Raw genomic sequence first — 13,730 nt, 5'->3', positions numbered from 1 at the left:
GGAACAATCTAAAAAATTAGATTTTGAAAATATTATTCCCATAAAACCATATTCAAAAATATCTAATAAAAAACTTGAAGAACTATCATTCTTATTAAATGAAAGAATTTTACCTATTCTTATCAGTCAATTTGGAAATAATTATAGAGGAGCCTCTTGTATTAATTTTTCTGCAGCTTTATATGCATGGTTAAACGCACTAAACTGTGATGCTGAAATAGTTTTTGGAGAAGTTGAAATTTTCCACACAGATGAATTTGATGTCACTTTAGAAAACTTAACGCACGAATACAAAAACAATATTAGATCTGGCGTCCAAAATGTTCATGCGTGGGTTACGATTGGTGATGATATTATAATTGATGCCTGCCTCCCTGATAGAATTTTTAAATATTATAAAGTGCCACAGTTACCCAATATTTTTGTTACGCGCGCATATATAATGGCTGAAAGATGAAAATCTAAATATAAGCCTATGTTAATAGGCTCAGATTTCATCAATAAAACCAACAACTTCAATCCAATTGATGCTATTCCACAAATTCAATCAATGATTAACAAATTGATGACTTCAGAAATAAATTCGCAATAGTAAATAAAGATATCTACTACGCAACATTCTTTTTCATACGGTGCTCATGTAGCGCCGTTAAATAATCATCCAATTGCTGCGTATCATCCACACTAAATTGTAAATACAGTTTCGTCCTACGTTTTAATATATCTTCACTACTCACTGCCCACTCATGCTCAACCAAATAATCGACTTCTAGCGCATACAAACCATGACCAAAGTTCTGCCCCAATTCATAAACTGATCCAGCTTGCTTGATCAAACTCCACACCCGTGTGCCGTAGGCATAAACCCAGCGCTGTATTGTATATTCGTCCAGCCCTTTTATTTTATGCCCGATCTCAGTCGCAAGTTGGTCTATAGATGAAAACTGCTCTGCGCCTGGCAATAACGAATTTTCCGTCCAGTGAGGTGCCAAATCACCAAAAAATGGCCTTAACTGTTCTAATGCTGCTTCAGCTAATTTGCGATATGTCGTCAACTTCCCACCAAATACCGAAAGCAGCGGTGCTTCATCAAGAGTTACATCTAGAGCCAAAGTATAATCACGAGTAACCGCAGCTGGGTTATCCGACTCATCATCACACAGCGGTCGCACACCAGAATAAGTTGCAATAATATCTAGCGCTGTCAGCGGTGTTTTAAAATGTGCATTGGACACATCCAATAAATAATTGATTTCTTCAGGGCTGATTTCGACTGTATTAGGGTCGCCGGTATACTCACGATCCGTCGTACCTATTAAGGTATATTGATTTAAATACGGAATGGCAAAAACAATGCGTTGATCATGATTTTGCAAAATAAAGGCTTTATTTTGAGCATACAGCTTAGGCACAATGATATGACTACCTTGTACCAACCGTATACCATAAGCAGGTTTTAGCGCCAGACTTTGCTGAATAAATTGAGCAACCCAAGGGCCGGCAGCATTAACCAATGCCTTGGCTTTTATCCACAAATGCTGTCCATCTTTTTCTAATTCCAGCACCCAAACACCCGCCATACGCTGTGCGGACAAACAAATCGTTCGCGTCATAATTTTAGCGCCATGCTCATGTGCCAGCATTGCATTCACCACCACCAGACGCGCATCATCAACCGTACAATCGGAATATTCAAAGCCTCGGCTAAAATTCGCTTTTAACGGGCTGTCAGGGCTTTCAAAAAATACTTGTTCTGACCCGAGTAACTGTTCACGCTTACCTAAATAATCATAGATAAATAGACCTGCTCGAATTAGCCATGCAGGCCTTAAATGAGGCTGATGAGGCATAATAAAACGCATAGGATGTACCAAATGTGGGGCTTTCTTTAACAGCACTTCACGTTCTGCCAATGCCTCACGCACCAAGCGAAATTCTTTATGCTCTAAATAACGCAAACCACCATGTATCAATTTAGAACTCGCAGAAGAAGTATGCGAAGCCAAATCATCTTTTTCACATAAGAAGACACTTAAACCGCGTCCTGCCGCATCTGCAGCAATACCCGCACCATTGATTCCTCCACCAATGATCGCCAAGTCATATAAATCATGCATAAGCGTCTCCTCTTATTGTTATTTTCAGTGCATTTTTTAATTCTTCCAATCCCAAGTCACCATTCCATCACTAAGAAAAAATTCACTCAACTTATATTTACCACCACTCAGCATAAATAAGTGCTCAATTCAATGTAACACCTCCTCGGCATAATGAACATTTTATATACAATTTGTTTAATTTCGTTACCTTTCCAGTAAAGCAGCAGACTTAAGATAAAACTTCAAACAAAAATAAATGGATATAACAATGACGAATACCGCAATGCAGCCTGCGCCGCTGGACACCAAAACGCGGGTTAAATCCATCTTGGGTGGTTCTGCTGGCAACTTAGTTGAATGGTATGACTGGTATGTCTATGCTGCCTTCACACTCTATTTTGCCCATGCCTTTTTCCCACAAGGTAGCCAAACTGCCCAACTCCTCCAAGCAGCAGCCATTTTTGCTGTCGGTTTCCTCATGCGACCAATTGGTGCATGGATTATGGGAGTTTACTCTGACAAAAAAGGCCGTAAATCGGGTTTAACCCTGTCTGTTACGCTCATGTGTATTGGCTCATTAATGATTGCCATCTCACCTACGCATGACCAAATCGGCATCTTCGCGCCCATTATTTTAGTGGTCGCACGGCTAATTCAAGGCCTAAGTGTTGGCGGTGAATATGGTGCCAGTGCGACTTATTTAAGTGAAATGGCTGAGAAAAACCACCGAGGCTTTTTTTCGAGTTTCCAGTATGTGACCTTAATTGCTGGGCAGCTCACTGCGCTCTGCGTTTTACTGATACTGCAATGGCTACTGACAGAGCAACAGCTACATGATTGGGGATGGCGTATCCCATTTTTCATTGGTGCTTGTTTGGCTGTTGTGGTGTTCCGTATCCGTCGTGGCTTACTCGAAACACAATCATTTCAAAATGCACAAAAAGAAAAAGACCAACCTGAATCTGGCTTACTTTCCTTATTTAAACACTATCCTAAAGAAGCTTTTACGGTGCTCTTTCTTACCGCAGGGGGTACTTTGGCTTTTTATACCTATACCACCTATTTACAAAAATATTTGGTCAATACTTCAGGCTTTAGCAAACCCGCCGCAACGCAAATTACCACCTTAGCTCTGTTTATTTTCATGTGCTTACAGCCTGTTGCAGGTGCATTGTCTGATAGAATTGGTCGTAAACCTATTATGATCGCCTTTGGTGTATTGGGCGTTCTATTTACATACGTGCTGTTTGATGCCTTGGGACAAACACAGGACTATTGGACTGCATTTTGGTTATGTTTAGCAGGTCTCATCATTGTTACAGGCTATACTTCTATTAATGCTGTAGTAAAAGCAGAGATGTTCCCTGCGCATATTCGTGCTTTAGGTGTTGCACTTCCTTATGCGCTAGCCAATACAATTTTTGGGGGTACTGCAGAATTCTTTGCGCTCAGCTTTAAAGAAGCAGGTCATGAATCGTGGTTCTTTGTTTATGTCACCGTGATGATCTTTATTTCACTGCTGGTATATATCTTTATGAAAGACACTAAACACCATTCTCAAATTAAAGAACACTAAGCGCCCTGCCACTGCTCAACTGCAGTGGCATATTTCCACACTGCATCATGTTTTTATAAGGTCACCTGCATTTTCGCCATCGAGTCTAAGGTCTGTTTATGTCATACTCAGCCATAGAAATAACAAGACTGGAAATGACCTTCATGAAAATAGCACTTAAATTGTTTACTTTAGGATGTTGCACCACATTTTTAGCAGCTTGCCAAAGCACTCCCCAAACTTATAATGGCCATGCTGGGTATCAAATTGAAGCACAAAATGCCACAAGTGCGACGCTGGCTTACACCTTGGCTGGACGACAAAATCAACAATTAGACGAAAATAAATTACAGCGCGCCTGCCAAAAAGTACTTGGCCAACACCGTACATTTAAGCTGAACATTTTAAGTATTAATGAAATTGTCAACCCAGCAAGCACATCGCAACAATATGCTCGTCAAATTGGCAACTCTCGTGCAAGCTTTGGGCTGAGCAATACACCAGACCTACGTAATACAGACAACCTCGGTGCACAAAATGCACTAGATGCACGCCCTGCAACCTTACGTGTGGTGCGTTACACTTGCTCATAATGCAGTAAATGCACAAAAAATAAGACGCATTGGCGTCTTATTTTTTTACAGCAGTCACTTTTTAGAGCGTCTTATAAAAGCTGACATTGCGAAACTCAGGTGATTCATCCAAATCTGGCCAAGTGGTTGCACTACGCTCATCGAGTTTTTCATACTTTGGATGACTAAAATTTTTGACACGACTGTCTGCTACCCAAACCTCTGGCGCAAACTTTAAAAACTCATCTAAGAAAAAACGGTTACACTGGTCATACAACACATCCGCCGCCAACAGAATATCGACTTGCTCTGCCTTATACAGATCATCTAAATATTCAAGCTCAACATTATTCAACTCGGCATTTGCACGACAAGCATCCAAGCTCACTTGATCAATATCACAGCAAATCACACGCTTTGCCCCTGCCATTTTGGCAGCAATTGCAACTACACCTGAACCCGCACCAAAATCCAACACCACTTTGTCTTTAACATGATGAGGTTCTGCCAGCAACCACTGCGCCATCGCAAGCCCTGAAGCCCAACAAAAAATCCAATACGGCGTGTCATTCCAAATACGGCGAATGACTTCGTCATCCATTTTATCCGTTGGAAATACAGGAGGAATCAGCCACAAAGAAATTAGGGTTTCAGGCAATTGCTGTGCATGCAATTCACAGTGTGGAATCACATTATGCAGTGCTTTAAGGAGGTGCTCAGGGGCTTGGGGGAATTGGAAAGTACAGCTCATATTAAGCCTTGGGGATAATTTTATTTGAATTTATAAACGTATTGGATACACGACATCGTCATCTGCTGCTGTTTGAGGCAGACCTCATTCAAATTAACACTGTTTCTGCGACAACATTAATCAAAAGACAAAATATGTCGAGTTCAGCAGATGACAAATGGTTTTCTTGCGAAGCTCGCTTCTCATTTTGCCGAAACAAAAGTAACATACGAGCTTCTTACATTTATAAGTCACAACGGTAAGACTCCGTTCTGACTTTAAGATCATTTAATTAAAACATTAACCTAAAGCTTTTTCAGCAGCTTCAACAGTTTGACGAATCAAAGTTGTAATCGTCATAGGGCCTACACCGCCTGGAACTGGCGTATAAGCAGAAGCAATTTCTTCAATACCTACCAATTGAATATCGCCAACACCACCGCCATCACGTGGATGGAAGCCAGCATCTACAACCACTGCGCCCGGTTTGATCCAATCTTTTTGAATCAATTCAGCTTTACCAACAGCACCCACAATAATGTCTGCTTGCTTAACAAAGCTTGCTAAATCTTGTGTACGTGAGTGGCAAATCGTTACTGTTGCATTCGCTTCAAGTAGCATTGCAGCCATTGGTTTACCCAAAATAGCAGAACGACCCACAACAACCGCATGTTTACCCGCGATTTCGATGTTGTTTTCTTTCAAAATCGTCATGATGCCAGCAGGTGTAGCTGAACCGTAAGCTGCTTCACCCATTGCCATACGGCCAAAACCTAGGCAAGTCACGCCATCTACGTCTTTTGCAAGCGAGATTGCATCGAAGCAAGCACGTTCATCAATTTGAGCAGGGACTGGGTGTTGCAACAAAATTCCGTGAACATCTGGGTTTGCATTTAATTTTTCAATTTCAGCAAGCAATTGTTCAGTTGTGGTTTCTTTAGGAAGTTCAACTTTTAATGAATCCATACCGACACGGCGGCAAGCATTTCCTTTCATACGCACATAAGTTGCAGATGCACCATCGTCACCTACCAAAATAGTCGCAAGAATTGGGGTACGACCTGACTTCTCTTTTAACGCTTCTACGCGTGTTAACAAGTCAGCTTCAATTTGCTTCGCCAATGCACGACCATCTAAAACTAATGCCACGGCACATCTCCAAGTGATGATATGAATCAATTTTGCACATAATACATGATAATTTTAATTATTTTCCGCTATATGCTGTTTTTATGCGCATCCGAATGAACAAGCTATTGTTTTTTTTTCTGAGCTTGCTAATATACGCATCAACAAGACATGGCGGGGTGGCAGAGTGGTCATGCAGCGGACTGCAACTCCGTGTACGCCGGTTCGATTCCGACCTCCGCCTCCATCTTGTTAAGCCCGAGTGGTGAAATCGGTAGACACAGGGGATTTAAAATCCCCCGACCTTCAAGTCGTGCCAGTTCGAGTCTGGCCTCGGGCACCATCTTTCTACTACAGATTGATTGGTGCATATAAAGAACCCAGCGTTAAGCTGGTTTTTTTATGCCTAAAATTTGGCTTTCGCATCATTTTATTGGTCAATCCCCCTTCTTCGTTTTGAACGCATAAAAAAAGCACCCTTACGGATGCTGTGGAAAAACAGTTAAAATTTTATTTATTTTGAAATAATTTCAACATTTATAGCTAAGCACATTGATCTTGCAAATACATCATCAAACTCTGTTTAAGTTCTTGCCTTAAACTTTCTGGCTGTAAAATGGATAAGCCTGGTATCCAAAAACGTATTAAAGGCAACAGTTGCATGGTATGTGCAATCTGACAACTTAAAATTAATGCCCCATCTTCCAGCTCTTGTAAAGTCTGTTGCTCTGGCAACAAGCGTCGTTGCTTAAAATAACTTGCAATATTCGCAGCAACTTTAATCTGCACCTCAAACTTGTCTTGGCCAAACCAAATACTGTCTTCATCTTGCAAACTGCTTAATACAGTATGATCTGGAAGAAATGTCTCGTATTCATGCTTGGTCGTTTGTAGTTGCATGTGGCTTAAACGATAGGTTCTTAATTGTCCTTTACGGACAGCCGCCAAATACCAACTACCATGATGATGAATTAAACGATAAGGCCGTACCAATTTAGGTTCATTTTTATATAAAAAACCAATTTGACGATGCTGCTGTATAGCACTACTTAAGCTTTGAAATAATTCAATATACAGTGAGGCATCTTCATATTCGTAACCTTTAGCGCTATACACCTCTGATGCCTGCTGATTTAACAGTTCCTTTAAAAAAGGAAAATCTAATGAGGGATACAATTGCTCTACCCCTGAAATTTGAGCGAACTGCTTAAAATCGTGAGGCTTAACTTTGGTTAAATAAGCAGGGTCTAAATAGAATTTTTTGCTTTGGTCATCTTGTAAGAGTGGTAAATTACTACTCATACGATCAAAGTCACGACTAATCGTTCTTGTGCTGACCGAATATTCAAGCGCCAACTCTTTAATCGACAAACGTGCTCCTGCATTTAGCTTGGTCAGTATACTGGCCAAACGCTCAGCAAGACGTTCATGCGTCGAAGGATTTTCTTTCATACAATCTCTTTTTAATACGCTTTTTAAATAGCGTTATTTTTAGCGACAACCTACCCGATTTAATCCCAAGACACCTAAACTCACATGAAGCTGGGCTTTAATTTTGTGCTAAACGGTCAATATATCGCTCTAGATGCAACATAGCTTTATAGAGTTTATGCAAATCTCGCACGACCACTTTATTGCGTATAATTCCTTTATGTAGACGCTTTAAAGCTCGACCACTATGCAAATCCGTGTAAGCATTTGGAATAATTTTCATAATCCCTCCCTGAATGTGATTTAACACAAAACTTCAAAAAATAGTGTGATTTATTAATTACCTAATTTATACAAAACTTTGGACAGGTTGTGTCGAATAATTTGCATTTTTTTTACTTTTTGGCAAATTTTATGATTTATTTTAAGCACATAATTTGACGCACCTCACACTTTCTTATAAAAAACAAAAGCCAGCTCAAAGAGCTGGCTTTTATTCAGTTTTTGCTCATTTATGCAGTCACATTTACCACAACTTTTCCAATATGCTCACCCGTATCCATACACGCATGTGCTTCTTGAATTTGATCAAAATTAAATGTCTTATAGATCATTGGTAGGCACTCGCCTTTTGCCCATAGCGGTGCCACATGCTGTTGCAAGCCTTGTGCAATTTCGGCCTTTTCTGCGGTATTACGCGCACGCATCGTAGAACCTGTAATAGTCAAACGCTTCATCATGATTTGACCCAATTTCACGTCTTTGGCTTTTGCACCACCCAAGAATGCGATATAGACTAAACGGCCGTCACGACGTAGCAGATTCAAGTTCTTTTCTAAATACGGCGCGCCCACCATATCTAAAACCACATCCACACCGCCATTCTCGGTTGCGTCATTAATCACTTGCTCAAAATCTTGAGTTTTATAGTTAATGGCTGTGGTTAAATTTGAAATAGCGGCTACTTTTTCATCTGAACCCACGGTTGCAAATGACTTTAGACCCAAAGATTTACATAACATTAGCGCAGTGGTGCCAATACCGCTTGCGCCACCATGCACCAGTACGGTTTCACCTGCTTTGGCATGCGCCATTTGAAATACATTGGCCCATACGGTAAAGAAGGTTTCAGGAATGGCTGCCGCTTGAGTAAAGCTCACCCCTTCAGGAATACGAATGGTTTGGCTTTCAGGTACTACGCAATATTCCGCATAACCGCCGCCATTGGTCAGACCACAAACTTTATCACCCACCTTAAACAAAGTGACATCCGCACCCACAGCAACTACTTCGCCTGCAACCTCTAAACCCGGTACTGGCGTTACGCCTTTCGGCATTGGGTACAAGCCTTGGCGCTGCAAAATATCCGGACGGTTGATGCCAAAGGCATGCACTTTTACCAACACTTCATCCGCTTTCGCCTCTGGGATGGCAACACTTTCATAGGCCAGTTTTTCAACACCGCCCGGTTCAGTAATAATGACCTGCTGCATGCTTTGCTGTGACATTGTTTTTCCTTTTCAATTATTGACTATTCATCTATCTCTGCACTATTTGAACATAGAAATGGCGCAGAATGAATAAACATGGACTTATGTATAATCTGTACTGTATTTCGTAAATGAATAATAGGCCAAGCATGTCTCAGATCGTTGAATACAATAAAGATAACGCTAAAGACTATGAATGGTTCGATGGTTTTGCCGTGATTCGCTTCTATGCAGACTGGTGCGCGCCATGTGTACAGAACTTCCCTGTATTTGAACAATGTGCAAGCCAAATGTCTTCGCAGCATGCACGGCTCAAATTTGGCAAGGTGAATGTTGATTCCTCACCGATACTGACCTTGCGTTATAAGGTTTATGGACTGCCTTCAACCTTAGTGTTTTATCGCGGGCAAGTGATTCAACGTATTGCAGGTGTCAAATCACTTTCTGAATTAACAGCCATCATTCTAAGCGCGATGCAGTCACACTCAGACAATGACTAAGCAAATTTCCTAACTGTTATTTGGAGGTCGGTTCATTCGGCAGGCGTACAAACTTCATTAACGTATTACGCACCAATGGCAACACGATCAAAATGAGCGGAAAGGCCATCATCCACGACATGCTCCATGCGCGCAGCCACATGCCAAGAAAACCTTCAACTAAGCCTTTATTCATCAGCATGTTAAAGCAGGAAATTGAACCGCTCATAATGCCGGACAAGATTAGGGGCATCAGCCAAGTCATGTGTTTGGGATGAAATTTTGGGAGTTGATTCATCTGTAAATACCTATTGTTCGTCTTGGGCTGAGTTCTGGGCTTTTACGGTTTGTTTCAGTGTTTTCATAAACTGACCAAAATACGGCATGAAATCTTTAAATAAAGGATGGTCTTTATTTTCCAACAAAGTTTCACCAAATAGTTTCAGACCCACGGCAAAGGCTTTGGTCTTTTCATCATCTAATAATTGCGCTTTGGTCAAATGCTCCAGCACCTTAAACAGGTCATCATGGTTGTAGGCATTAAACTGCAAAGCTTCTGTATAGGTCGATGGATTGCCCTGTGCATCCGCAATGTGTTTGAGTGTAATTTCATATTGATGCTGTTTCACTAAGACACCTCCATACGGCTGATTTCGACGGCCGCCTGATCGATTTTTTCTGCAATGGCATACACCTGTTCAGGTGTCAGTTCACAGTGCTGAATTTTGATGCGTAGTGATGCTTTTAGGTTTTCCATCGCACGCTTGATGTCAACGTATTGTTCATTGTTATGAATTTGCTTGCGGGTATCAAAACGGCACAGGATTTTCTCTACTGTGGCTTTTTCTGCATCTAGATGTGCTAAGCCTGACTGCGTAACGCTGTATTGTTTACGGTCTTCGGCATTTAGTTCTGCATATATGTATTGCTGTTCTTCTAGGTAATTCAGCGTTGGGTAAATTGTACCTGTGCTTGGGCTGTAGCCACCGCCTACGATTGCGCCGACATCTTTGATAATATCGTAGCTGAACTTAGGTGCTTGGGAGATGAGATGTAGCACCAGCAGTTTCATGTGCCCTGCTTCAAACAGGCGTTTTCGGGTTTTAACTGGACTATCACTAACGTCCAAAAGGTCTGAATTTGACATCGCAAAGATACACCTTAAGATTTATTAAGATATATCTTATATTGAATTAAAAAATTTTCAACTCTGTATACACAATCAGCACAAATGATTTATTTTCCGCCCTAACGTGGGCTTTAGCGTTTGATTTTCTGGGAAATATGTTGAAATTAAACTCTGTTTTGGCAGTACATCTTGGTGATGCGTACAGCCTAAAATTTTTTAGCATGCGATTTCATCGCACAATTTCGTATATAATTCGACCGTGTTTAAATTAAGCATACCGCATAAAACCAATAACAATCACGATATAAAGAATAACAATGACCGATCATCTGCGACATAAATTTGAGAATCTTGAACTTCAAGCTGGCCAAGGCAAAATCAGTGCGTTTATGTCCATGTCCTTAGGGCTTTTAGGCATATTTGCAGCTTTGTGCTTTTTGTTTCCTAGTGTACTAACCACCCCCGAATTACGCCCACTCTATAGCAAGCATTATGATGTGTTTTATTACACGCTTTTGGCGGGAATTGTTCTGGCTGCTGGTTTTGGGGCTTATAGCGCCATTATTAAGCAAAATAGATATGGTTTTTATGGGCTGTGTTTTAGTTTGCTGGCTGTGGTTTTGGGCTGTGGCTTAATTAAAGCACCTACGCTTCCTGCTTTGCCATTTTATGCAGGTTTTGATTATTTTGTGATTACGCTGATTATTTTGGCGGCTGTGTTTATTCCGCTTGAAGGTTTTTTTGCCAAAAATAAGGAACAAAAGTTATTGCGTGTAGGCTGGGTGACAGACATGAAGTATTTTATGTTTAGCCATGTGGGGATTCAGCTGTTTTCGTTTTTAACCGTAATGCCAATTCAATATTGGATTACGCACCTCCCTTCTAACCCAATTGTTCCTTGGGTGCAAGCGCAGCCGATGTGGCTACAGTTTATTGAGCTATTAATTGTGGTGGATTTCACAACCTATTGGCTGCACCGTGCTATGCATGAGGTGAATTTTTTATGGCGTTTTCATGCTATTCACCATTCTACGGAGCAAATGGATTGGCTGGCGTCTTCTCGTTTGCACATTGTTGAAGTTTTAATGACGCGCTTTATTGCTACTTTGCCTATTTTTCTTTTAGGTTTTCATACTTCTGCTGTATTTGCATATTTGGTGTTTATTTCTTTTCACGCGATTTTTATTCATTCGAATGTGCGTTTTCGCTTTCCGTATTTGCGCTGGATCATTGCTACACCTGAGTTTCATCATTGGCATCATTCTTCGGAAAAGCCTGCGATTGATAAGAATTATGCTGCTTTTATTCCACTTTATGATGTGGTGTTTAAGTCTGTATATATGCCAAATCATTTGGCAAGTGTTTACGGGACTGTGGGCTATAAGATTCCCAATAGCTTTGTAAAGCAGTTCACTTGGCCGTTTAAGCGTTATATCAATAAGTTGAAGAAGCGTTTTGGCAAAGATTCGATTTAAGGATTAAGTGCTACAGAAATGGAAATTTTTCTGTTTAGGTGGCACTGTTACAACTTAAAGAAAGCATAAATTTGATATAGCAAAGATACGTATTAAGACCAATTAAGATGCATCTTATTTGTGGTGAAAATTTATACAACCCTCTAAGTTAGTTGTTCCTCTTCAATCCTCATCATCATATTGTAGTGTCCAAGTTGTTGAGTATGCTCAAAGACCTTTCTGAAAACTAACTTATATTGATCAATATCTGTTGATTGCGTTGATAAGTTATAATCATCAAAAATATTATGTGATCCTGAATGCATCCAATCAATCAGTGAATTGACTAGAACTTTCTCCTGCCCTTCAAATTTATCCACAATTTGATTTAAACCGCTATTCCCCCAATACTTGAAGTAATTTTCAAGTATTCGCCTCATAATATTTTGCACACCAATAACGCTATTATTTTCTAGATTCCTGTACTCACTCCACAAGTATTCATAAGAATTAATAATAGGATTTTTTTCATAGTAATCAATTTTACTATTTCCTTTATTTTTTTTAACCAAATAATAGCTCACGTTTTTCTTATCAAAACCTTTTCCACCTCTAAATGAAGTAACCTCTGAATTAAAATATATATTATGCGTTAATATAAATAGTTGCCTTATAGTTGATGACTCATCTAATACATCCCTATACAACCCTTTTAATAACGTACTTACAATAAAAATAATTTCACTATCAAGACTTGAAATAGGATCATCGATTACAACTATTTTATTATTAGAAATACTCTCTGTTGTTTCACCACCCTGAATTAAATGATAAAAATACAAAAAAGTAATGAAAGTCTTTTCCCCTTCACTTAGTGTATTTTTAGCCTCTGAACCATCCTCTCTGATTATTTGGTAATGTCCACTCTCTGGAATAAAATCCAAACTAAAACTATTAAACCCAAAATCGCCTAAAAGTTTATTGATTGCGATACAAGTTGCTTCTGTAACTGATGCTTTTGCAGCCCATTGTGCTTTTTCCAAATTAAGCTTTTTGATTGAATCAATATTTGCTTGCACCTGAGCTTTAGCTTCAATAATTTTTGTATTTAATTCATCATTGTTATTTTTATATGACTCTATATAGCCATCTAATTCGAGAAGAATAAAGTTCCACAACTGATTCTTGAGTTCAATTTCTTTACTTTTTCGATTCAAAATTAATTGATTATGTTTTTCAACTAATCCATTATATTTTTCAATATCAAGATTAAGCTCATTGATTAAATCTGAAAATTTTTCAAGAGTTACTATCTGATTTAAATTTTCCAACTTAACTTTGATAAGTTTAAGATTTTCTTTCAGTTTTAAATCAATAATTTCAAGATTTTTCTGCGCATTTGACACATCAACTTCACAGGCTAAAACACTTAGTTTAGCTGTAAGAGTTTCAATCAAATCATCAGAATTTTTTATATAATTTTCATAATACTCTTGGATTTTTTCCTTTTTATCCTTATAACTTTGATCAATACTCTTATTAATAAGAAGCTTTAAATCATCATCAATATTTTTATTACAAAATGGGCAACTACTATCATTTATCTTTAAAAACTCTATTCCTTTTTCAAACCAAGATAAATGATTAATTTTTTCAATCAACT

15 protein-coding genes and 2 tRNA genes are annotated in these 13,730 nt (G+C 39.3%); 7 read left to right on the top strand and 10 right to left on the bottom strand.

Annotation, left to right across the window (positions count from 1 at the left end; genetic code table 11):
• On the top strand, nt 1–457 hold a 457-nt coding region (locus EXE29_RS17565), incomplete at its 5' end, for a hypothetical protein (protein ID WP_165382513.1).
• Nucleotides 458–608: 151 nt separating this feature from the next.
• Here the strand turns inward: EXE29_RS17565 and glpD are convergent.
• On the bottom strand, nt 609–2,117 hold the full coding sequence (gene glpD, locus EXE29_RS16370; RefSeq protein ID WP_120365046.1) for a glycerol-3-phosphate dehydrogenase: 1,509 nt from the start codon (nt 2,115–2,117) through the stop codon (nt 609–611).
• Nucleotides 2,118–2,367: 250 nt separating this feature from the next.
• Here glpD and EXE29_RS16365 point away from each other — a divergent pair, with 250 nt between their 5' ends.
• Nucleotides 2,368–3,675: an MFS transporter gene (locus tag EXE29_RS16365; RefSeq protein ID WP_502698279.1), complete on the top strand. Its 1,308-nt coding sequence runs from the start codon at nt 2,368–2,370 to the stop codon at nt 3,673–3,675.
• 143 nt (nt 3,676–3,818) lie between these two features.
• Nucleotides 3,819–4,247, top strand: a complete 429-nt coding sequence (locus tag EXE29_RS16360; RefSeq protein ID WP_120365047.1) for a hypothetical protein — start codon at nt 3,819–3,821, stop codon at nt 4,245–4,247.
• A 61-nt stretch (nt 4,248–4,308) separates the two neighbouring features.
• Here the strand turns inward: EXE29_RS16360 and EXE29_RS16355 are convergent, their stop codons facing one another.
• Together EXE29_RS16355 and folD are read right to left on the bottom strand one after the other, a co-directional pair.
• Complete coding sequence (locus EXE29_RS16355; RefSeq protein WP_120365048.1) at nt 4,309–4,977, bottom strand: class I SAM-dependent methyltransferase; 669 nt, start codon at nt 4,975–4,977, stop codon at nt 4,309–4,311.
• A 279-nt stretch (nt 4,978–5,256) separates the two neighbouring features.
• Entirely contained in the window at nt 5,257–6,105 is an 849-nt protein-coding gene (gene folD / locus EXE29_RS16350) for a bifunctional methylenetetrahydrofolate dehydrogenase/methenyltetrahydrofolate cyclohydrolase FolD (RefSeq protein ID WP_117007946.1), read from the bottom strand.
• 152 nt (nt 6,106–6,257) lie between these two features.
• Between folD and EXE29_RS16345 the strand changes: the two genes are divergently transcribed.
• Together EXE29_RS16345 and EXE29_RS16340 are read left to right on the top strand one after the other, a co-directional pair.
• Nucleotides 6,258–6,331, top strand: a tRNA-Cys gene (locus EXE29_RS16345).
• A 9-nt stretch (nt 6,332–6,340) separates the two neighbouring features.
• Nucleotides 6,341–6,427 (top strand) — tRNA-Leu (locus EXE29_RS16340).
• A 200-nt stretch (nt 6,428–6,627) separates the two neighbouring features.
• On the opposite strand, the gene EXE29_RS16335 is transcribed toward EXE29_RS16340, so the two are convergent.
• The 3 genes from EXE29_RS16335 to EXE29_RS16330 form a co-directional block, all read right to left on the bottom strand.
• Nucleotides 6,628–7,536, bottom strand: coding sequence for a helix-turn-helix transcriptional regulator (locus EXE29_RS16335; protein WP_120365049.1), 909 nt, complete (start codon nt 7,534–7,536; stop codon nt 6,628–6,630).
• Nucleotides 7,537–7,633: 97 nt separating this feature from the next.
• Nucleotides 7,634–7,798, bottom strand: coding sequence for a hypothetical protein (locus EXE29_RS17560; RefSeq protein ID WP_165382512.1), 165 nt, complete (start codon nt 7,796–7,798; stop codon nt 7,634–7,636).
• Nucleotides 7,799–8,027: 229 nt separating this feature from the next.
• On the bottom strand, nt 8,028–9,023 hold the full coding sequence (locus EXE29_RS16330) for an NAD(P)H-quinone oxidoreductase (RefSeq protein WP_120365050.1): 996 nt from the start codon (nt 9,021–9,023) through the stop codon (nt 8,028–8,030).
• 131 nt (nt 9,024–9,154) lie between these two features.
• Between EXE29_RS16330 and EXE29_RS16325 the strand changes: the two genes are divergently transcribed.
• A complete protein-coding gene (locus tag EXE29_RS16325) occupies nt 9,155–9,505 on the top strand; it encodes a thioredoxin family protein (RefSeq protein WP_117007949.1) in 351 nt (116 codons plus the stop codon).
• A gap of 16 nt (nt 9,506–9,521) precedes the next feature.
• Here the strand turns inward: EXE29_RS16325 and EXE29_RS16320 are convergent, their stop codons facing one another.
• The 3 genes from EXE29_RS16320 to EXE29_RS16310 are packed head-to-tail and all read right to left on the bottom strand — an operon-like array spanning nt 9,522 to nt 10,631.
• Nucleotides 9,522–9,782 (bottom strand): DUF2798 domain-containing protein, encoded by a 261-nt coding sequence (locus EXE29_RS16320; protein ID WP_117007950.1) that lies wholly within the window; start codon nt 9,780–9,782, stop codon nt 9,522–9,524.
• 10 nt (nt 9,783–9,792) lie between these two features.
• The gene (locus EXE29_RS16315; protein WP_117007951.1) at nt 9,793–10,113 is read right to left on the bottom strand and encodes a DUF3861 domain-containing protein; all 321 of its coding nucleotides are present in this window, start codon (nt 10,111–10,113) and stop codon (nt 9,793–9,795) included.
• Nucleotides 10,113–10,631 carry a PadR family transcriptional regulator gene (locus EXE29_RS16310; RefSeq protein ID WP_120365051.1) on the bottom strand — a complete coding sequence of 173 codons (519 nt, stop codon included), beginning with the start codon at nt 10,629–10,631 and terminating at the stop codon, nt 10,113–10,115. Before EXE29_RS16310 ends, EXE29_RS16315 begins: the two co-directional genes overlap by 1 nt.
• 299 nt (nt 10,632–10,930) lie before the next feature.
• On the opposite strand from EXE29_RS16310, the gene EXE29_RS16305 reads away from it, so the two are divergent.
• Nucleotides 10,931–12,088, top strand: a complete 1,158-nt coding sequence (locus tag EXE29_RS16305) for a sterol desaturase family protein (RefSeq protein WP_120365052.1) — start codon at nt 10,931–10,933, stop codon at nt 12,086–12,088.
• Nucleotides 12,089–12,231: 143 nt separating this feature from the next.
• Here EXE29_RS16305 and EXE29_RS16300 read toward each other — a convergent pair.
• Nucleotides 12,232–13,730: AAA family ATPase (locus EXE29_RS16300; protein ID WP_120365053.1), on the bottom strand; the 1,499-nt coding region annotated here is incomplete at its 5' end.

The sequence above is a fragment of the Acinetobacter sp. WCHAc060006 genome, from assembly GCF_004209135.1.
Lineage (GTDB): Bacteria > Pseudomonadota > Gammaproteobacteria > Pseudomonadales > Moraxellaceae > Acinetobacter > Acinetobacter cumulans.
Note: the sequence above shows the minus strand (reverse complement) of the source record. Positions and strands in the feature narration are given on the sequence as shown.

Coding starts and splice junctions, on each gene's coding strand:
- glpD (WP_120365046.1), bottom strand. CDS start 2,117: ATGCATGATTTATATGACTTGGCGATCATTGGTGGAGGAATCAATGGT.
- EXE29_RS16365 (WP_502698279.1), top strand. CDS start 2,368: ATGACGAATACCGCAATGCAGCCTGCGCCGCTGGACACCAAAACGCGG.
- EXE29_RS16360 (WP_120365047.1), top strand. CDS start 3,819: ATGAAAATAGCACTTAAATTGTTTACTTTAGGATGTTGCACCACATTT.
- EXE29_RS16355 (WP_120365048.1), bottom strand. CDS start 4,977: ATGAGCTGTACTTTCCAATTCCCCCAAGCCCCTGAGCACCTCCTTAAA.
- EXE29_RS16335 (WP_120365049.1), bottom strand. CDS start 7,536: ATGAAAGAAAATCCTTCGACGCATGAACGTCTTGCTGAGCGTTTGGCC.
- EXE29_RS17560 (WP_165382512.1), bottom strand. CDS start 7,798: ATGAAAATTATTCCAAATGCTTACACGGATTTGCATAGTGGTCGAGCT.
- EXE29_RS16330 (WP_120365050.1), bottom strand. CDS start 9,023: ATGTCACAGCAAAGCATGCAGCAGGTCATTATTACTGAACCGGGCGGT.
- EXE29_RS16325 (WP_117007949.1), top strand. CDS start 9,155: ATGTCTCAGATCGTTGAATACAATAAAGATAACGCTAAAGACTATGAA.
- EXE29_RS16320 (WP_117007950.1), bottom strand. CDS start 9,782: ATGAATCAACTCCCAAAATTTCATCCCAAACACATGACTTGGCTGATG.
- EXE29_RS16310 (WP_120365051.1), bottom strand. CDS start 10,631: ATGTCAAATTCAGACCTTTTGGACGTTAGTGATAGTCCAGTTAAAACC.
- EXE29_RS16305 (WP_120365052.1), top strand. CDS start 10,931: ATGACCGATCATCTGCGACATAAATTTGAGAATCTTGAACTTCAAGCT.